The sequence below is a fragment of the Streptomyces sp. NPDC044063 genome (genome assembly GCF_056434285.1).
In genome coordinates, this window is record NZ_JBWKFM010000035.1 from 43,145 (window position 1) to 61,813 (window position 18,669).

An 18,669-nucleotide genomic window follows, 5' to 3' on the forward strand; every position below is an offset into this window, starting at 1 on the left:
GCGTCACCGGCGGGAGCCGGCGCCGTGCGCCGCCCGACTGCCTCCGGACGACCGTTGACCGCCCCCGTCGGCGCACCTACGTTCACCAAGAGGCCCGGTTCATGGGGGCGGGCCCGCCGCGGTGCCCGGGGGTGCCAATGCACTGGTACACGGACGTTCTCAAGAAGTACACGACATTCGACGGCCGGGCGGGACGCCCGGAGTTCTGGATGTTCACTCTCATCAGCTTCGTCATCAGCCTCGTGGTGGCGGTCGTCGACGCCCTGCTGGGTACGAGCCCGGTCCTCGGGCTGGTGTACAGCCTCGCCGTCCTGCTCCCCACCCTCGCCGTGGGTGCCCGCCGCCTCCACGACTCCGGCCGCACGGCCTGGTGGCTGCTCCTGGTCCTGGTGCCGTTCCTGGGGGCCCTGGTCCTCCTGATCTTCTTCGTCTTCGCGAGCACACCGCAGGAGAACGCCTACGGTCCCCGGCCCTCGTGACGCCGGTCGGCCCGGGGTTCACTTCCAGCGGGCGTCGCCGCTGGCGAAGAACTTGAGGATGGTCAGTACGGCGACGAGCTGCATCAGCACGTAGGCGACCTGCGCCGAGAAGCTGCGGATCTGGTAGATGGACAGCAACAGGCTCATGCGGTTGGGCCAGAAGCGCCGTTCGGAACGGAAGGTGTCGGCGTCCATGGCGAGGCCCGTGAGGGTGGTGACGAGGAGCATCAACGAGATGCCGACGGCGACGTTGCCGATCTCCTGGTCCGTGACGAGATTGCCGAGGATGCCCAGGCCGATGAGAACGGTGTAGGCGAGGGTCAGGCTCAGTGCCCGGGCGGGGCCGCGCCGGCCGGGGAGGAGGCGCCACAGCGCGCCGAGGACCAGGCCGGCGCCGGCCCAGACGAGCTCCCAGTAGACGAACATCCAGAGCATCTCGGGCAGCCCGAACATGTACAGGCCGCGCCGCATCCACTCCTCCGGAGGCGAGTAGGCCATCCAGACCATGAGGATGCTGCCGGGCAGGCCGAAGGCGGCCGCCAGTACCGCGGCGCGCCGGGCGTTGTCCCACCACTGGGCGTGCGGCCCCCAGCTCAGGGCGACGTCGACGACGGTGACCTGGGCCGGCAGCCAGGGCCGCGCGGCCGCGGCGGTGGCGGCACCGCCCATCGGCCGCAGGCGGTGGAGCCGGCTCAGTTCCTTCTCCACCGAGGAGCGGCTGAGGGTTCCCTCGCCCCCCTGTTCCATGCCCCGCAGAGTGGCCGTCAGCTGGCGGTAGCGGCGGGCGCGGGCGATCAGGTCGTTGCGTTCGGCCTCGGTGATCGTCTCGCACAGCCGGAGGGAGCCGTCGCAGCCCTCGCAGTACTGGGTCAGCACCGCGCGGCGCTGGCCGACGGCGAGCAGGCCGTAGAGCGCGGTGATGCCGAGGAGCAGCCACAGGGCGGCGAGCGCCTGGCTGCCGGCGTACGAGCCCTGGCGCCAGGCGACCACGATGGCGAAGAACACGGCGAGCAGGAGCCGGTCGAGGGGGCCGGGGCTGGCGTAGGGCACCGGGGGCGCGAGGTCCCGGGCCCGGAGCAGGGCGACGATGCCGAGGCCGGTGAGCACCCAGGTGTGGGTGTAGTACCAGGCGGGGATCTGCGAGGCGAACGAGGCGACGTCGCGGGAGAGGGCCGCGACGTGCTGGAGGTGGTAGGCGGCGGTGCTGCGGTCGGTCAGCCAGCTGACGCGCTGCCACTTGCGCTCGATGCACCACACGCCCCAGCCCAGGAGCGGCAGGATGACGGCGATGAGCGCGGGCCCGAGGCGGCGCAGCCGCCAGGGGGCGGCCCCGGGGCGCAGCAGCCCGCCCTCGTGGGCGAGCGTCCAGCCCCACAGCACGATGCCGGCCAGCCACAGCCACTCCAGGGCCCCGGCCAGGGCCAGCATCAGGGCGAACCCGACGGAGCCGGACGGGCCGCCGGCGTCGGCCAGCCGCGACGGCAGGTCGAAGAGCGAGGGCAGCCCGGCCACCAGCGCCGCGGCCAGGGCGACGGCCGACGAGGCCACCAGGACGGACCGGCGCGGCCAGGCGCCGGCCACCAGGAGCCAGCCGGCCAGCACGCCGATGAGCACGGGCCAGCGGATGGTGTAGCCGAGCCACCCGGGCGCGTCGGCGGCGACGACCTCGGTGATGTTGAGGACCGCCTTGTACAGCAGCAGGACCATCACGCCCAGGACGGCCTTGATCACGCCCCACCACCACAGCGCCGTGCTGCTGCTGGTCTCGAGGTCGGTGAGCTCGGGCCCGGCGGGCTGGCGGCGGGCGCGGACGGCGGCCGCGACGATGACGATCGAGCTGCCCACCCACCAGGTGGTCATCCCGGCGGCGTTGGCGACCAGCCACGGATCGCTGCTCCCGCTGGTGGCCGCCCAGGCCCGCTGCCACGGCGGCAGCACCCGCACCCGCAGCATGGGCACCCGGCTCGCGGCCGCGCCCACCCCGCTCCACACCAGGGTCCCGTTCTCGGCGCTGGACGGACGGGGGGTGACCTCGGAGGGCTCCATGCCGCCCAGGTCGATCCGTACCCGGTCCCAGTGGGCGCGCGCGAGGGCCGGCGGGGCGACGAGCTGGAGGCTCCAGTCCTTGCTGTGGACGTCCATGCCCCAGGGGCCGACGTCGAAGTGTCCGCCGGAGCCGAAGCGGAAGGCCGTCTCGTAACGGACCTCGACCCAGGGGGAGCGGACCGTGATCGAGGGGCTGTGGACGCGCCACTCCTCCGGGCGCCGTATGGTCCCCGGCGCCCGCAGCAGACAGCGCATCGCGTGCCGGTACGGCTCGGAGCCCTCGCTCAGCAGCAGGTCGCCGGCGTAGGCCCAGCCGACGGGCACCCGGCCCGTCATCACCCCCGTGGCCTCGGCGACGGAGCGGCTGTGGTTCTCCAGCCGCAGGTCGACGTCCGTGTGGGCCGCGGCCAGCTGTTCCGTGCGGCATTCGTCGGGGCGGGGGGCGGGCACCCCGTCCGCGGCGTGCGCCGGGCCGGCCCAGCCGGCCCAGCACACGAGACCGGCGACCAGCGCCACCACCCGGTGCCGCCACGCGCCGCTCACCGGGGTGCGCGGCGGTCGCTCACGATGTCGCGCCCGCGGTCGGGCAGCCGCTGGCCGGGGTGCACTGGAGGATCACCTGGCACACCCGGCTCTCCGCCTCCGTGCCGGCGCCGGTCCTGACGAACCGCCACTGCGAGGGCCGGGTGTGGTCGGTGAGCGCGGCCTTCTCGACCTGGACGCGCAGCGTGCGGGCGGCGATGTCGTGGGTCTCGACGAGGACCTCGTCGTCGGCGACGGGGAAGTGGTCGTGCAGCAGGCACAGACCGAAGCGGTCGAGGTTCCCGTGCTTGTCCAGGACGGCCACCAGGTCGCGGACGAACGCGGTGTCCCGGGCGCCCAGGCCCTCGGCTTCGTCGAAGGACGGAAGGGGCCGGTCGGGAGAGGTCGTCGGTTGTGCCATGGCGCGCTCCTTGAGGGCGTGATCGGGGCATTGGCACCGTACATATGCCCCACTATCCACGTGATTCGGGCGCGATCACCCGGACGGCCGGGCGGGAGCGGGCACTCACAGGTGGTCAACGGTCGGCCCGGGATCGCTGAGGCTGATGAACATATCGCCGCCAGTCCCACCAGTCGCTTTTCATACACAAGACTCTCTCTTGCCAGAGTCTTTGCCCTGGCTTTCCCCACCAAGCATGGAGAGAGAACCATGAGCATGCGCAACGCCGCCGCCGTGACCGTGATGGCCGCCGCCGCCCTCGGCGCCGGAGCCGCGGGCGCCGTGGCCGACGGTGCCCACGGGACGGCCGAGAAGTCCCCGGGCGTCGCCGCCGGCAACGTCGCCCAGGTCGCGCCCCGCGTCTCCCCGAACGTCGGCGGCAATGTGATCTCGGTCGTGGGCGTCGGCAACCTCTCCCACGGGAACGTGCTCGTCAACAAGTAAGCAGCGTCCTGGTTCCAGCCGCCGAGGGCGCCGCGGGTGAGGCACCGCGCCCGCGCCCGGCCGCGCGTTCCGTCCCTTCCGGACGGGGCGCGCGGCCTCTTCGCGTGGTCCTTCCCGCGACCGCCGTCACCGCGATCCCCGTCACCGCGCCCGGACGCGCTCCCGCGCCCGCTCGGCCGGCGGCGCGCTCCCCATCCGCCGGTACGTGGCCAGTCCGGCGAGCGCCGCGACCGCGGCGCAGCCGCAGGCGCACAGCAGGGCCGCCCGTGGTCCCCAGAGGTCCACCACCCGCCCCGCCGAACCCGATCCGGCCGCGATGCCGATGCCCATCGCCGTGGTCAGCAGCGCCATGCCCTCGGTGAGCCGGTGCGGCGGCACATGCCGGCCGACCGCCGAGAACCCGGCGATCAGCGCCGGCGCCATGGTCAGGCCCAGCAGCACGGCGGCCGGGAAGAGGAGCACCACCCCGGGCACGGCGGCGAACAGCAGGGTGCCGGCCGTGAGGAGCGGCAGCGTGCCGGCGAGCCGCCGCTCCGGCGGCGACGTCCAGGCGCGGGCGCCGTACCAGAGGCCGGACGCGGCGCTGCCCAGGGCGATCAGCGCGAGGATCCAGCCGCTCGCCGCCGGCGCGCCGCGTTCGGCGGTGAACGCCACGACCGCCAGGTCGACGACGCTCTCGGCGGTGCCCACCGCGACGAACGTGACCATGAGCAGGGGCAGACCGGGCGTGGTCAGCGCGGTGCCGCCGGCCCGTCCGGCGCCCTCGGCCACCGGTGGCTCGGTGCTCCGTTGCAGCGCCAACGCCACCTGACCGACGACGGCGCAGACCAGGGCCAGCAGCAGCCCGGCCGCCGGGTCGACGGAGGTGGCCAGCAGGGCGACCGCGATGGGGCCCGCGACGAGGATGACCTCGTCCACCACCGACTCGAACGACAGGGCGGCGTGCAGCAGCGGCGAGTCGCGGAACAGATGGCTCCAGCGGGCGCGCACGAGCGAGCCGACGGCCGGCATCGTGCCGCCGCCGAGCGCGGAGAGCAGCACCAGGCTCCAGGCCGGGCCGTCCAGCTCCACCGCCGCCAGGAACGCGGCGCGGGCCAGCGCGTTGGCGACGGTGGTGACCACGAGGACCGGGCCCTGCCGCCGCCGGTCCACCAGCCGGCTGAGCAGCGGACTCGCCACGGAGTACGTGAGCGCGTACGCCGCCGAGACCAGCCCGGCCAGACCGTAGGAGCCCGTACCGGACGACACCAGGAAGACGGTGCCCAGCACCGTCATCAGGTGCGCCAGCCGGGCCACGAACCCGGCACCGGTGAAGGCGGCGGTGCCGGGCACGGAGAAGAGCGCGCGGTAGGGATTGGCCATGAGGGTTCAGTACCCCGACTCTTCGGCGGTGTCCTTCTCCCGTGTCGGCACCAGGAAGCTGCGCTCGAAGGTCAGGACCACCTCCCCGGTCGACTTGGTCCCCGTCGTACGGCAGCTGACGATGCCCTCCCCGGGGCGGCTGCGGGACAGCCGCTTGCCGAGGATCTCGCTCTCCGCGTACAGCGTGTCGCCGGTGAACACCGGGGCGGGCAGCCGGATGTGCTCCCACCCCAGGTTCGCCAGGGCGCGGCCGCTGGTGCTGCGTGCCGCCATGCCGCCCACGATGCTCAGCGTCACCAGGCTGGAGACCAGCGGCCGGCCCCAGGGGGTGCCGGCGCAGTACGCGGCGTCGATGTGCAGGGGCGCCGCGTTCATGCTGAGCATGCTCATCAGGACGTTGTCCATCTCGGTGATCGTGCGGCCCGGCCGGTGCTCGAAGACGTCGCCGACGGTGAGGTCCTCGTAGAGGAACCCCACCTGTTCCCGCCAGCGCCGCTCGCCCACCCGGCGGTATCCGGTGATGCCCGTGTCGTCCATCGTCCTTCCGTCCCTCCGTCCTTCCTGGTGTCGTCCCGCGGCCGTCAGCCGGTGACCGTGCCGGTGCCGGCGGCGATGCCGGTGACGTCCTCGACCTCCGCGACGAAGCGGGCGATCTGCTCGCGGGTGAGGTCGGCCCGGATCATGATCCGCAGGCCGGCCTCGCCGCGCGGGACGATCGGGAAGAACACCGCCGAGCTGTAGTAGCCGCGCCGGTAGAGCTCGGCCGAGAGCTCCACGGCCCGGTCACCGTCGCCGACGTCGATGCGGCGTACGGGTAGCCCGTTGCCCGCGTGCGAGGTGGGGAACAGCTCGTCGAAGTAAGCGATGTTGCTCTGGTGGCGGCGCTGCAGCTCGCCCAGTTCGGGGGAGCGGTGGAGGGCGGCGCTGGCCAGGGCCGCGCCGACGATCGGGATCTCCATGTTCGACGACCAGCCCACCGGCCCGGCGTGGCGCATCAGCGGCCGCAGCGCCGCGGGGTCGCCCAGCATCGCCACGGCGCCGCTGCCGCAGCCGAAGCCCTTGCTGAGCGTCGCCACGATGATCGTCAGCGGGGTGAGGCCGAGGTGGGCGCGGACGTACCCCTCGCCGTGCTCACCGAAGATCGACAGCCCGTGGGAGTCGTCCAGGTAGAGGAAGAGGCCGTAGCGGTCCTGCAGTTCGCGCAGCCCGTCCAGCGCCGCGGCGCCGCCCATGGAGTAGGCCCCGTCGGCCACGTAGGCGACGTTCGGGTACTTCCGGCAGATGTCCTCCAGGTAGTCGAGGTCGTTGTGGGGGCAGGTGAGCACCAGGGTCTCGTCGGCGCAGATCGGCTTCACGTACGCCATGGAGAAGTGGCACATGCGGTCGAACACCATGACGCGCGGGCCGCCTTCGGCCAGATGGCCGGAGGCGAGCAGCGGCAGGATGCCGGCGGTGAGCACGCTGCACGTGACACCGGGCAGGATCGTGGCCCCGAAGAGCTCGCCGAGCTCCTGCTCCAGCCGGAACAGCAGGTCGTGCCGGATGCGCGTGTTGGCCAGCGACAGCCCCAGGCTCCGCGCCTCCTCCAGGGCGTCGATGGCCCCCTGGACGATGCTGGGGTGGTAGTTGAGGCCCAGGTAGGAGCACGAGCACATGTTGACGAACTCGTGGCCCGTCTCGCGCACGACGAGGCGGTTGTTGGAGTCGGCGGAGGCGTGGATGTCGATCAGGCCGCGATCGGCGGCGGCCTGCCAGTAGGGGTCGGAGGTCGCCAGCAGCTTCTCGCTGTTGCGATGGAGGCGCGGGCCCCGGACGGCCTCGGCACCCTTGATCTCCCCGTTGACTGTACTCACTGCCGGCTCCCGTTGGCTGAAGGAAGTGCGCTCTGCTCGGACGTTCCGAATTCGGGGGTTCCGAATTCCTCGACCAGTCGCCTGGCCGCTTCGAAGAAGGGGGTGCCCACCATGACGCCGTCCACGACGGCGATGCCGTCGCCGCTCGCCCGCCCCGCCGCCACGACCCGGCGGGCCTTTTCCAGCAGCTCGGCGTCGGGTGAGAACACCTCGTTGACGACGGGGATCTGGACGGGATGCACGGCGATCTTCCCGCTGAATCCCAGATCCCGGGAGAGAAACGATTCGTTCCGCAGTCCTGTGATATCGGAATAGCTGAAATAAGGGGCGTCCACGACGTCGATCCCGGCGGCCCGGGCACTGTTGACCAGCCGGGCACGGGCCTGGAAGAGGGGGTCCCAGGCCAGCCGGGCCCCGATGTCGAAGGAGTAGTCGGCGGCGCCGAAGATCAGGGCGCGCAGCCGGGGCGAGGAGGCGGCGATCAGCGGGGCGTTCTCCAGGCCGCGGGGCGTCTCCACCACGGCGAAGAACTCCGTCCGCGGGCAGCTGCCGCCCAGTACGTGCTCCACGATCTCGATGTCGCGCGCCGACTCGACCTTGGGGACCACCACGACGGCCGGCTTGACGGCGTACAGCCGCAGGGCCAGCAGATCGCGCAGTCCGTCCGGCTCGACCACGGAATTGATCCGTATCCCGCACCGGGTGGCGCTCGCCGAGGGAGCCGTGAAGAACAGCTCGGCGCACCGCCGGGCCTCCTCCTTCTCCCGGGGCGGGACGGAATCCTCCAGGTCCACGACACAGATGTCGGCGCCGGCGTGATGGCTTTTGGGATACCGCTCCACGGACGACGCCGGAGTCGACAACAGAGAACGGCAATAGCGGGTGTACTTCATGGAAGGCTCTCCGAGCGGGCAGAAGGCTCCGAAGGCACGGTTCCTGCCGCGTCGCGCCGGGCATCCGCGGAATTCTGCTTCCGACAGCGGGGGTGCTGAACGACCATCAACAGCGGTGCCGGAAAACGACTGTATCCGCTGCGGGGAGGATTTGTCGCCTCCTTTTTTGCCGGCAGAATTCATCCATCCGGACCCGGTGAAATACATGTGTCCCACCCGTCCCGTCGCGGCGCCCGGAGGGCCGCGCACCGGCGCCGCCGCGCACACCGCGGCGCGGGGGTGTGACCCCGAAGGTGCGAGGATCGCGCCGTGGACCCTACGCAGACGCACGCCGCCCCGGGCCTCCCGCCCGGTGCCGGCCCGGCCCGTGCCGGCATCCCCGAGCACGGCCGCATCCCCAAGTACTACGCCGTCAAGACCCGTCTCTCCGCGCTCCTCGACGAGCTGGGCGAGGGCGGGACGCTGCCGACGGAACGCGAACTGGCCGTGCGTTTCGAGGTGTCGCGCGAGACCGTGCGGCAAGCTCTGCGCGAACTGCTGCTGGAGGGGCGGCTGCGCCGCCAGGGGCGCGGCACCGTCGTCGCGGGGCCCAAGCTGGAACAGCCGCTGGCCCTCGCCAGCTACACCGAGGGCGTACGCCGCCAGGGTCGCCGCCCCGGGCGCGCGCTCATCGGCCTGGACCGCCTCGCCTGCCCGGCCGCCCTCGCCCCCGACCTCGGGGTGGAACCGGGCGCGCCCGTCTGGCACCTGGAGCGGGTCCTGCTCGCGGACGACGAGCGGGTCGGCCTGGAGAGCACCTGCATCGCCGTCGAGCGGGCGCCGGGCCTGGGCGAGGACTTCGAGCCGGACTCCTCCTTCTACGGCTACCTGCGCGAACGGCTCGGCATCGGCTTCGGGGACGCGGACGAACGGCTGGAGACCGTCCTGGCCACCCCGCGCGAGGCCCTGCTGATCGGCACGCCGCCCGCGCTGCCCATGCTGCTGATCCACCGGGTGTCGCGGGACACGGAGGGGCGCCCCCTGGAGCGGGTGCGCTCGCTGTACCGGGGCGACCGTTTCTCGTTCACCGTGCACCTGGGCGGCGGCGAGGGCTGACGGAGCGTACTCCTGGGCAGTCTCCGGACATTCCGCCGTCACCACGAGGGATGCGATGTCACAGCGAATGTCACGTAAAGATAACGGGTCTAGTCCAAGCTTGCCCGCTCGTTCACCGTCCCGCCGCCGCCCGGACCCCTCCGGGACATCCCCCGCGACGAACGTTCGGGACATGAGAGTCATCGTCGTCGGAGCCGGCGTGCTGGGAACCCTCCACGCCTGGCAAGCGGTTCGGCGCGGCCACGAGGTCGTGCACATCGAGCGGGAGGCGGAGGCGCGCGGCGCCTCCGTCCGCAACTTCGGTCTGGTCTGGGTCGGCGGCCGGGCCGGCGGGGAGGAGCTGGCGACCGCCCTGCGGGCCCGCGAGCTCTGGGAGGAGCTCGGCGCCGCCGTCCCCGGCCTCGGCTTCCGGGCCAACGGATCGTTGACGGTCGTCACCCACGAGGCCGAACTGGCCGTCGCCCGCGCGACCCTGGCCCGCCCCGACGCCGCCGCCCGCGGCCTCGCCCTCCTCACCCCCGAGGAGGCCCGCGCCGTCAACCCCGCCCTGCGCGGCGACCTCCGCGCCGCCCTGTGGTGCGAGCGCGACGCCGCCGTCGAGCCCCGCACCGCCCAGCGCGCCCTGCGGGAGGCGCTCCTCGCCTCCGGCCGCTACACCTTCCTCGGCGGCCGCGAGGTCCGCGCCGTCGAGGGCGAACGCGCCGTGCGCGACGACCGCGGCGAGATCCACCACGGCGACGCCGTCGTCCTGTGCACCGGCGCCTGGCTGGGCGGCCTCGTCCGCGAGCTCGCCCCCGACCTGCCCGTACGCCGCGTCCGCCTCCAGATGATGCAGACCGCCCCCCTGGGCGAGGAGCTCACCACCTCCGTCGCCGACGCCGACAGCTTCCGCTACTACCCCGCCTACGCCGGCACCGCGCTCGACGCCCTCGCCGCCGCCCGGCCCCAGCCCCCCGTCGCCGCCGAGCACCGGATGCAACTCCTCATGGTCCAGCGCGCGGACGGCGGGCTCACCATCGGCGACACCCACGAATACGCCGAGCCCTTCTCCTTCGACGTCGTCGAGGACCCCTACGAGCACCTGACGACCGTCGCCGAGAGCATCCTCGGCCGCCCCCTGCCCGCCGTCCGCCGCCGCTGGGCCGGCGTCTACGCGCAGTGCCTGGACAGCGGTCGCGTCGTGCACCGCGAGCGCGTCCGCGAGGGTGTCTGGCTCGTCACCGGACCCGGCGGACGCGGCATGACCTGTTCCCCGGCCATCGCCGAGACGACCGCGAACGAACTGGACTGGTGATCCCCATGACCGACCGCACCACACTCGTCGTCCTGGACATGGCCGGCACGACCGTCGCCGACGACGGCCTCGTCGAGAAGGCCTTCGACGCCGCGGCCCGCTCGCTCGGCGTCCTGCCCGGCACCCCCGCGCACGCCCGGCAGCTCGCCCACGTCCGCGCCACCATGGGGGAGTCGAAGATCTCCGTCTTCCGGCACCTCCACGGCGACGAGGAACGCGCCCAGCGCGCCAACGCCGAGTTCGAGTCCGCCTACGGGCTCCTGGTCGCCGACGGCCACTGCGCCCCCGTACCGGGCGCCCGCGAGGCCGTCGAACAACTCCGCGACCAGGGCCGGACCGTCGTCCTCACTACCGGCTTCGCCCGCGCCACCCAGGACGCGATCCTCGCCGCGCTCGGCTGGACCGACCTCGCCGACCTCACCCTCTGCCCCGCCGACGCGGGCGGCCGCGGCCGCCCGTACCCGGACATGGTGCTCACCGCCCTGCTGCGCACCCGCGCCGCGGACTCCGTCCGGCACGTCGCGGTGGCCGGCGACACCTCCTACGACATGCTCTCCGGCACCCGCGCCGGCGCCGCCGTCGTCGCCGGCGTCCTCACCGGCGCCCACGACGGGACGGCGCTGCGCGCGGCCGGCGCGACCCACGTCCTCGGCTCCGTGGCCGAACTGCCCGCCCTCCTCACCCGCGCCGAGGAGAGCTCATGACCCCGCCCGACGGCGACCCCGGTACCCACGACAACGGCATCGTCTTCGACCATGTGACGGTCGCCTACGGCGACAGCGTCGTCCTCGACGGCCTCGACCTCACCGTCGAACCCGGCGAGGTCATGGCCCTCCTCGGCCCCTCCGGCTCGGGCAAGACCACCGCCCTCCGCGCGGTCGCCGGATTCGTCGAACCCACCGCCGGCCGCGTGCTCATCGGCGGCCGCGACGTCACCGCGCTCCCGCCCCGGCGGCGCGGCGTCGGCATGGTCGTCCAGCAGTACGCGCTCTTCCCCCACATGCGGGTCGACGCCAACGTCGCCTTCGGCCTCACCGCCCGCCGGACGCCGCGCACCGAGACCGCGGCCCGCGTCGCCGAGGCGCTGGAGATGACCGGCATGACCGCCTACGCCCGCCGCTACCCGCGCGAGCTGTCCGGCGGCCAGCAGCAGCGCGTGGCCATCGCCCGGGCGCTGGCCGTCCGGCCGGGCGTGCTCCTCCTGGACGAGCCGCTGTCCGCCCTGGACGCCCGGCTGCGCTCCGGAATGCTGGCCGAACTCGCCCGGCTCCACCGCGACCTGCCCCACGTCTCCATGCTCTACGTGACCCACGACCAGATCGAGGCCCTCACCCTCGCCGACCGCATCGCCGTCATGGACCGCGCCCGCCTCCAGGACTGCGGCACGCCCCAGGACCTCTACCGTCGCCCGAGCACCGAGTTCACCGCGTCCTTCGTCGGCGACGCCAACCTCCTCCCCGTGACGGTCACCCCGGACGGCGCGGACTTCGCCGGCACGCCCCTGGACGTACCGGAGGCCGGTGCCGCGCCCGGAGCCGGCGCCACCCTGTGCGTACGCCCCCACCGGGTCGGGCTCGGCGACGGGCCGAACGCCCTGCGCGGCACGGTCGCCGAGGTCCAGTGGCGCGGCGCCACCCACCGCCTGCACGTCGACGTCGCGGGGCACCGCGTACGGGCCGACGTCCGCGAACTCCGCGCCACCCCGCCGCCGGGCACGGCCGTCACCCTCCACTTCGCCCCGGCCGACGCCGTCCTGCTGCCCGCGGGGACGGGTGGGGGAGGTGCGGCGCGTGTCCGGCGTCCCTCCCGTGGCTGAACCCCGGCTCCCGCTCGCCGCCGCCGGACGACGGCCGTCGCCCGGCCCGGCGGTCCGCCACCGGAACCGGTGGGCAGGGTGGGCCGGGTGGGCCGCCCGGATCCGGGCCTCGGGCGCCCGGGCCCTCGTCCTCCCGCCCGTGGTCGCCCTCGGCCTCACCTTCCTCTACCCCCTCGCCCTCGTCGTCCGGCAGTCGCTGACCCCGGACGGCGGCGGACCCACCCTCGCCGCCTACGCCGACTCCCTCGGTCGGACGGCGTTCCAGGAGGCCCTCGCCAACACCGTGCTCATCGCGGCCGGGGCCACCGCCGGCGCCGTGGTGCTGGGCTTCGCCCTCGCCCTCGTCATCGCCTTCGTGCCCTTCCCCGGGGGCCGGGCGCTCGGCCGCTTCGTCGACGTCTTCCTGTCCTTCCCCTCCTTCCTCATCACCCTCGCCCTCCTCTTCGTCTACGGCAGCGCCGGCCTGGCCAACGGCCTGTGGACCGGGGCGACCGGCGCCGCGCACGGCCCGTTCGCCTTCCTCCACACCCCCTGGGGCGTACTGCTCGCCGAGATCACCTACTTCACGCCGTTCGTGATGCGGCCCCTGCTCGCCGCGTTCTCGCGGATCGACCCCGCGCAGCTCGACGTCGCCGCCTCGCTCGGCGCCGGGGCGCCGCGCATCGTCCGCCGGGTGATCCTGCCCGAGGCCCTGCCGTCGCTCGCCGCCGGCGGCTCGCTCGTCCTCGTCATGTGCCTCAACGAGTTCGGCATCGTGCTCTTCACCGGGGCCAAGGGCGTGACGACCCTGCCCGTGCTCGTCTACGGCAAGGCCATCCTCGACGGCGACTACACCGGCGCCTGCGTGGTGGCGGTCGTCGACGTCGTCCTCTCCCTCGCCCTCTACGGGCTCTACCGCACGCTCACCGCCCGCCGCGAAGGAGTCCGCCGTGCTCGTGCGTAGCCGTGGCGCCCGCCGCGCGATCCACGCCGGCTTCCTCGCCGTCTTCCTGCCCGTCTTCGCGCTGCCGTTCCTCGTCGTCCTCACGGCGTCCTTCGCCACCGGCTGGAGCGGCGCGCTCCCCTCCGGCGCGACGCTCGACCACTACCGTTCCATGGCGCGGGGCGACTCCCTCGACGCGCTGACCACCAGCCTTCTCACCGCGCTCGCGGCGAGCGCGCTCGCCCTCGTCACCGGCACCTGGGCGGCGCTCGCCACCCGCGGGTCGCGCCTGCGGCGCCTGGTCGACGTGCTGTTCATGCTGCCGGTCGCCGTACCGTCCGTGGTCGTCGGCCTGTCGCTGCTCGTCGCCTTCTCCCAGCCGCCGGTGCTCCTCAACGGCACCCCGTCCATCGTCGTCCTGGCGCACACGGTGCTGGTGACCTCCTTCGCCCACCAGTCCGTCACGGCCGCCCTCGCCCGCCTCGACCCGGCGTACGAACAGGCGGCCGCGAGCCTCGGCGCGAGCCCCGCGCGCGTCCTGCTGCGCGTGACGCTCCCGCTGCTCCTGCCCTCCCTGTCGGCCGCCGCGGGACTCTGCTTCGCCCTGTCCATGGGGGAGCTGAGCGCCACGATGATGCTCTATCCGCCGGACTGGCTGCCCCTGCCCGTCAAGATCTTCGCCGCCACCGACCGCGGGGCGCTCTTCTCCGGCGCGGCACTCGCCGTGGTGCTGATGGCCACGACCCTGCTGGTGCTGCTCGGGGTCTCCCGGATCCGCACCCGCGCCACCCACCGCTGACCCCCGCCCTCCCCCAGGAGTACGACGAACATGCCCCGCTCCCGCCCGTTCCCGCTGGCTGCCTGCCTCACCGCCCTCGTGGGCGTCCTCTCCGGCTGCGGTACGTCCGCCGGTGCCGGCGACGCCCGTGAGATCACCGTCTACAGCGCCGACGGCCTGAGCGCCGAGGACGGCTCCGGCTTCTACGACAAGGTGTTCAAGGACTTCGAGAAGGACACCGGAATCAAGGTCAAGTACGTCGAGGGCGGCTCCGGCGAGGTCGTGCAGCGCCTGGCCCGGGAGCGCTCCAACACCAAGGCCGACGTGGTCGTCACCCTCCCGCCCTTCATCCAGCAGGCGGACGGCAAGGGCCTGCTGGACACCTACCGGCCGCAGGGCTCCGGGAAGGTCGCCGACGGCGACAAGGACCCGGCCGGGAAGTGGACCTCCATCGCCGGCAACTACGTCTGCTTCATCTACAACTCCAAGGAACTCAAGGGCGCCCCGCCGAAGACCTGGAAGGACCTGCTGGACGGGAGGTACAAGGGGAAGCTCCAGTACTCCACGCCGGGCGTGGCGGGCGACGGCACGGCCGTCCTGATCAAGGCCATGCACGACCTCGGCGGCAAGGAGCCCGCCATGGCCTACCTGAAGGACCTCCAGAGGAACAACGTCGGCCCGTCCAAGTCCACCGGGCAGCTCGCGCCCAAGGTCGACAAGGGCGAACTGCTCGTGGCCAACGGCGACGTCCAGATGAACTTCGCCAACATGAGGTCCATGCCGAACCAGGGCATCTTCTTCCCGGCCGGCGAGAACGGGAAGCCCACCACCTTCGCGCTCCCGTACGCGGCCGGCCTCGTGAAGAACGCCCCGCACGCGGACAACGCCAGGAAGCTCCTGGACCGCCTGCTCTCCGAGGAGGTCCAGCGGCAGGTGTCGGCCGTGGGCGGCGGCTTCTCCTCCCGTACGGACGTCAAGGCGACGGACATGAGCGCGCTGTCGCTGGCGAACATCATGAAGGGGGTCGAGGTGTTCCGCCCGGACTGGGCGGACATCGACAAGAACCTTCCGTCGTACGTGGAGGCGTGGAAGAAGGCCACGGGAAGCTGAACGTCCCGGCGGGAGGCCCGCCCCCGGCATCACGCCGGGGGACGGGCATCAGCCACCACCGCCTCCGCAGCCACCGCCACCACCGCCGCAGCCACCACCGCCCCCGCAACCGGAGCCACCGCCACAACTGGACCCGCCACCACAACTGGACCCACCGCCGCAGCTGGAGCCCCCGCCGTCGCCCCCGCCACCGCTTCCGCCGTCGCCGGGCGAGCCCTGGTCCTTGTCCTTCTTCTTCCGCGAGAACCATCCCATGGGGAGAGCATTCCCCTCAGCGACGACGATCCGACGTCCACCGGCGGCGCCCGGAAGCGCGGGAAGCACGGGAAGCGCCCGGGGGGCGCACACACCGAACGCGCGCCCGTAGGGTGGGTCGATGAGCAACGACTTCCATGGCGGCGGCACCAGCCTCAACATCAACAACAACAGCACGGCGGCGTTCCTGGACGCGCTGATGCTGGCGGTGTCGGACCTCGTGGAGGACCCGTGGGACTACCGGTTCGCCGCGCTCCTCAACCTCCAGGACCAGAACCTGATGGGCCGCGGGGTCGTCGGCTTCGACCTCGCGGACGTCGAGTGGGGCGGCACGCCGCGCGAGCGGGCCAGGAACAAGGAGTTCGTGCTGCGCACGATCGACCTCGCCCTGAGCCGCCACCGCTGGGACGACCTGCCCTACACGTCCACGCACACTCATGGCCTTCTGCGCCGGTACAGAGAGATGGTGGCGGCCCATGAGCCGGCCGCCACCGCCGGACCCGACAGCGGCTTCCCGCCCGCGCACGAGGCGGCGTCGGCGTCCTGCGTACGGCACCGCGTCCTCACCGGACTGCCGCACTGGGACGTGTGCGTCCTCTGCCACCTCCGGCCGGCGGCCTAGCCGACGGCGTTGACGAGCTCCTGGCGCTGACGGTCCCCGAGGCCGCCCACGCGGCGGTCCGGGTCGATGCCGATCTGCTCCATCAGCGCGGTGACCTTGGCGGGGCCCATCCCCGGCACGGCGCGCAGCAGCTGGCTGACCTTCGTCTTGCCCGCGATCGGGTCGCTCTTGGCCTTGTGCAGGACCTCCGACAGCTTCGTCGTGCCGGACCGGATGGCATCCAGCAGCGCCGTCCGGGCCCGCCGGGCCTCGGCGGCCTTCTGCAGCGCGGCCGCGCGCTGTTCCGGGGTCAGGGCGGGCAGGGGCATGGCTCCTCCTCGGGGATGTGGCCGTGACACGGCACGTTCCCGATCGTCGCCGACACCACCCGATCCCGCATCCGCGCACTCCACGACGACGCGCCCGGTATCGCCCGGACGGACGAGTCCGCCGACCGGGCGGCGGCGTGTCAGGTCTGCGTCAGGCCGTTGTCAGGACGGGCTGCGACGATCGTCATGTGAACGGGCCGGGAAACCGGCACGGATCACGGAGAGGTGCCCGGAGCGGCTTATCGGGGACCAGAGCGACAGCTCACGGTCGGGTTATGCCCACGCAGGTTCGAATCCTGCCCTCTCCGCCGACAACGGTGTGTCGCGAGGCGGCCTGTGATCATCAGGCCGGTTCACACGGCCGTGTGCACTGCGCTGAGGAACTCGTGCCATGAGGGCGTGCGCCGGCCGGGCAGGTTGTGCTGAAGGCTGGCCTGCAGGGTGCGGCGCAGAGGGTGCGGGGAGCCCATGATGGCGTCGTTGCGGTCGGCCAGCCGGACGAGTTCGGTGGGTGTGGGGAGCCGGTCGCTCTTGGTGCCGTTGCACGCAAGGGTGCGTGCCTGCTCACGTAGACCAGACCGACCGGGGCCCGCAAGCGCGGCGGGAGTTTGCAGCGGCGGCCACCCTCGCTGGCGACGATGGGCATGGTGACCTACTCGACCAAGGTATGAGGCAGGTCGAGTGCGGCAGGATAGGGAACCAACGAGGTTCCTGTGCCGGCGGGTTGAGACTTCGACTCCTTTAACAGGAGCTAACACAATGAATTGATTTGCCTGAGGGTGATCAGGCAGCAGGCGAGTTTGAGGAGGGCTTCGTGGATGTCGGCGCGTCGTTCCCAGCGGATGCGTAGGCGTCTGAAGCCGTGGAGCCAGGCGAATGTGCGCTCTACTACCCAGCGGTAGACGCCCAGTCCGCTGCCGTGTGGTGTGCCGCGGCGCGCGATGACGGGCAGGATTCCACGGGCCCGGACCTGTTCGCGGTAGCAGTCGTGGTCGTAGCCGCGGTCGGCGAAGACGGACTCCGGTCTGCGGCGGGGCTGGCCACGCCGGCCCCTGACGGGCGGAATGGCATCGAGCAGGGGCAGCAGCTGGGTGACGTCATTGCGGTTGCCGCCGGTCAGGATGACCGCGAGCGGGGTGCCGTGCCCGTCGGTGATCAGGTGATGCTTGGAGCCGGGCCGGGCCCGGTCGACCGGCGACGGGCCCGTCGCGATCCCCCTTTTAACGCCCTGACATGGCTGGAGTCCACAACACAACGGGACCACTCCAGCCGGGCGGCAGCGTTCAGCTCCGCCAGCAGCACCTCGTGCAGGCGCTGCCAGAGGCCGGCCTCGTTCCAGTCCCGCAACCGACGCCAGCACGTCATCCCCGAGCCGAAACCCAGCTCCTGGGGAAGATGCTCCCACTGGATACCCGTGTGCAGCACGTACAGGATCCCGCACAGCATCTCCCGGTCCGGCAACGGCCTGCGACCCGGATACCGAAACCGCCGCTCCTTCCTCGGCAACAGCGGCTCGATCCGCTCCCACAGCTCATCCGACACGATCCACGGCGAAGCCCCCACGAGCCGGACAACGCTCAACCCACCCGCCAGACACGGCCACCAGCACCAACACACCTCATTGTGTTAGCCGTTGTAAGGGCGCAGGAGCCTCGTGCGTTGCGGACACCGCCCTCACCCGATCCGTGACCAAACTGAATGAGCTTACTGGTTCGAACGTCTGATTCTCACCTCTGACACGGCCATCCGTGCAGACTTACCTCATTGTGTTAGCTATTGTTAGCCGATAGGCTCCATGGAAAACAAGGTTGGAGATTTCATGCAAAATGACGGTCTTCGATGGCTTCCTCATGCCTTCCGTGAGGGGTTCTGCATTTCGTTCACCCGGGACCTGAGCCCTGAAGTTCTCCTCATTCGACTTGGAGGAAGCCCTGAAACCACTACGCGCCTGACCCGTGCCCAAGCAGAAGAAGAAGAGTTGTTTGGCGAGGGGGCTGGTTCAATAATTCGGTCGGGCGTGTATGGCCGATGGGCGTATGCCATGGAAAGCTGGGGAGCTCATGCTGCTCAAAGGGCTGTGATCGAAGAAACTTCTGCGGGAACTGAGTCGGTTGCGATAGCAAGTACAGCCGATGGCAGTGTTTCTTTCGCTCACGCGTTGAATGGTCAGGTGCTTTGTGAGTTTGATCCGCACCTGCCTCACTTGCGATCTGGTGTAGAGCCAGATGAATTCCTTCCAGTGATGCAAATCGTTGGTTTGGCCCCGGGGCCCGGCTCGGCCAGTGATGTTGTCCAGTCAGTCCTTCGACTTGCGGAAATAGAGTTCGGCCTAGCCTTGCCGAGGCAACACGCAGAGGACGGCGCCCTGTTGGCCATGCGCGTCGAATCTTGAGGAAATGCGAAAGCGGGG

At 72.0% G+C, this 18,669-nt stretch carries 19 protein-coding genes and 2 pseudogenes; 12 read left to right on the top strand and 9 right to left on the bottom strand.

All coding sequences use genetic code 11. The features are described 5' to 3' along the window. Window positions 1-137 precede the first annotated feature (137 nt). Window positions 138-479, top strand: a complete 342-nt coding sequence (locus tag AC07BS_RS30515) for a DUF805 domain-containing protein (RefSeq protein WP_478643794.1) — start codon at window positions 138-140, stop codon at window positions 477-479. A gap of 18 nt (window positions 480-497) precedes the next feature. On the opposite strand, the gene AC07BS_RS30520 is transcribed toward AC07BS_RS30515, so the two are convergent. Both AC07BS_RS30520 and AC07BS_RS30525 read right to left on the bottom strand, forming a co-directional pair. Next, complete coding sequence (locus AC07BS_RS30520) at window positions 498-3,068, bottom strand: DUF6185 family protein (protein WP_478935115.1); 2,571 nt, start codon at window positions 3,066-3,068, stop codon at window positions 498-500. 19 nt (window positions 3,069-3,087) lie between these two features. Then, window positions 3,088-3,468 carry a hypothetical protein gene (locus tag AC07BS_RS30525; RefSeq protein ID WP_478643788.1) on the bottom strand — a complete coding sequence of 127 codons (381 nt, stop codon included), beginning with the start codon at window positions 3,466-3,468 and terminating at the stop codon, window positions 3,088-3,090. A gap of 249 nt (window positions 3,469-3,717) precedes the next feature. Between AC07BS_RS30525 and AC07BS_RS30530 the strand changes: the two genes are divergently transcribed. Then, entirely contained in the window at window positions 3,718-3,951 is a 234-nt protein-coding gene (locus AC07BS_RS30530) for a chaplin family protein (protein ID WP_478935116.1), read from the top strand. 141 nt (window positions 3,952-4,092) lie between these two features. On the opposite strand, the gene AC07BS_RS30535 is transcribed toward AC07BS_RS30530, so the two are convergent. The 4 genes from AC07BS_RS30535 to AC07BS_RS30550 are packed head-to-tail and all read right to left on the bottom strand — an operon-like array spanning window position 4,093 to window position 8,059. Continuing rightward, window positions 4,093-5,313 carry an MFS transporter gene (locus tag AC07BS_RS30535; protein ID WP_478935117.1) on the bottom strand — a complete coding sequence of 407 codons (1,221 nt, stop codon included), beginning with the start codon at window positions 5,311-5,313 and terminating at the stop codon, window positions 4,093-4,095. 6 nt (window positions 5,314-5,319) lie between these two features. Further along, window positions 5,320-5,850, bottom strand: a complete 531-nt coding sequence (locus AC07BS_RS30540) for a MaoC family dehydratase (protein ID WP_478935118.1) — start codon at window positions 5,848-5,850, stop codon at window positions 5,320-5,322. Window positions 5,851-5,894: 44 nt separating this feature from the next. Next, entirely contained in the window at window positions 5,895-7,166 is a 1,272-nt protein-coding gene (locus AC07BS_RS30545) for an 8-amino-7-oxononanoate synthase family protein (protein ID WP_478935119.1), read from the bottom strand. Next, entirely contained in the window at window positions 7,163-8,059 is an 897-nt protein-coding gene (locus tag AC07BS_RS30550; protein WP_478643774.1) for an HpcH/HpaI aldolase/citrate lyase family protein, read from the bottom strand. Before AC07BS_RS30550 ends, AC07BS_RS30545 begins: the two co-directional genes overlap by 4 nt. 309 nt (window positions 8,060-8,368) lie before the next feature. Between AC07BS_RS30550 and AC07BS_RS30555 the strand changes: the two genes are divergently transcribed. The 8 genes from AC07BS_RS30555 to AC07BS_RS30590 all read left to right on the top strand — a co-directional run bounded on the left by AC07BS_RS30555 (window position 8,369) and on the right by AC07BS_RS30590 (window position 15,951). Beyond that, window positions 8,369-9,154: a GntR family transcriptional regulator gene (locus AC07BS_RS30555; RefSeq protein ID WP_478643771.1), complete on the top strand. Its 786-nt coding sequence runs from the start codon at window positions 8,369-8,371 to the stop codon at window positions 9,152-9,154. 172 nt (window positions 9,155-9,326) lie between these two features. Next, a complete protein-coding gene (locus AC07BS_RS30560) occupies window positions 9,327-10,448 on the top strand; it encodes a TIGR03364 family FAD-dependent oxidoreductase (protein ID WP_478935120.1) in 1,122 nt (373 codons plus the stop codon). 5 nt (window positions 10,449-10,453) lie between these two features. Continuing rightward, window positions 10,454-11,152: a phosphonatase-like hydrolase gene (locus tag AC07BS_RS30565; protein ID WP_478935121.1), complete on the top strand. Its 699-nt coding sequence runs from the start codon at window positions 10,454-10,456 to the stop codon at window positions 11,150-11,152. Further along, window positions 11,149-12,264, top strand: a complete 1,116-nt coding sequence (locus AC07BS_RS30570) for an ABC transporter ATP-binding protein (protein ID WP_478935122.1) — start codon at window positions 11,149-11,151, stop codon at window positions 12,262-12,264. The genes AC07BS_RS30565 and AC07BS_RS30570 overlap by 4 nt, the downstream gene beginning before the upstream one ends. Continuing rightward, a complete protein-coding gene (locus AC07BS_RS30575) occupies window positions 12,257-13,207 on the top strand; it encodes a 2-aminoethylphosphonate ABC transporter permease subunit (RefSeq protein WP_478643761.1) in 951 nt (316 codons plus the stop codon). Before AC07BS_RS30570 ends, AC07BS_RS30575 begins: the two co-directional genes overlap by 8 nt. Beyond that, window positions 13,194-13,985 (top strand): ABC transporter permease, encoded by a 792-nt coding sequence (locus tag AC07BS_RS30580; RefSeq protein ID WP_478643760.1) that lies wholly within the window; start codon window positions 13,194-13,196, stop codon window positions 13,983-13,985. Before AC07BS_RS30575 ends, AC07BS_RS30580 begins: the two co-directional genes overlap by 14 nt. 30 nt (window positions 13,986-14,015) lie before the next feature. Then, window positions 14,016-15,074: a 2-aminoethylphosphonate ABC transporter substrate-binding protein gene (locus tag AC07BS_RS30585; protein ID WP_478935123.1), complete on the top strand. Its 1,059-nt coding sequence runs from the start codon at window positions 14,016-14,018 to the stop codon at window positions 15,072-15,074. Between the two features lie 376 nt (window positions 15,075-15,450). After that, entirely contained in the window at window positions 15,451-15,951 is a 501-nt protein-coding gene (locus AC07BS_RS30590) for a hypothetical protein (RefSeq protein ID WP_478935124.1), read from the top strand. Here AC07BS_RS30590 and mihF read toward each other — a convergent pair. Next, on the bottom strand, window positions 15,948-16,259 hold the full coding sequence (mihF, locus tag AC07BS_RS30595; RefSeq protein WP_478643754.1) for an integration host factor, actinobacterial type: 312 nt from the start codon (window positions 16,257-16,259) through the stop codon (window positions 15,948-15,950). The two genes, AC07BS_RS30590 and mihF, sit on opposite strands and share 4 nt — an antisense overlap. A 219-nt stretch (window positions 16,260-16,478) precedes the next feature. On the opposite strand from mihF, the pseudogene AC07BS_RS30600 reads away from it, so the two are divergent. Beyond that, window positions 16,479-16,567, top strand: a pseudogene (locus AC07BS_RS30600). Between the two features lie 227 nt (window positions 16,568-16,794). On the opposite strand, the pseudogene AC07BS_RS30605 reads toward AC07BS_RS30600, so the two are convergent. Further along, a pseudogene (locus tag AC07BS_RS30605) lies at window positions 16,795-16,962 on the bottom strand (IS5/IS1182 family transposase); the annotation flags it as partial. Between the two features lie 48 nt (window positions 16,963-17,010). Continuing rightward, a protein-coding gene (locus AC07BS_RS30610; protein ID WP_478935131.1) for an IS5 family transposase occupies window positions 17,011-17,822 on the bottom strand; the annotation gives its coding sequence in 2 pieces (ribosomal slippage) (window positions 17,011-17,471 and window positions 17,471-17,822; 813 coding nt in all). A gap of 232 nt (window positions 17,823-18,054) precedes the next feature. Here AC07BS_RS30610 and AC07BS_RS30615 point away from each other — a divergent pair. Continuing rightward, window positions 18,055-18,651, top strand: a complete 597-nt coding sequence (locus tag AC07BS_RS30615) for a DUF6461 domain-containing protein (protein WP_478935125.1) — start codon at window positions 18,055-18,057, stop codon at window positions 18,649-18,651. Window positions 18,652-18,669 lie beyond the last annotated feature (18 nt).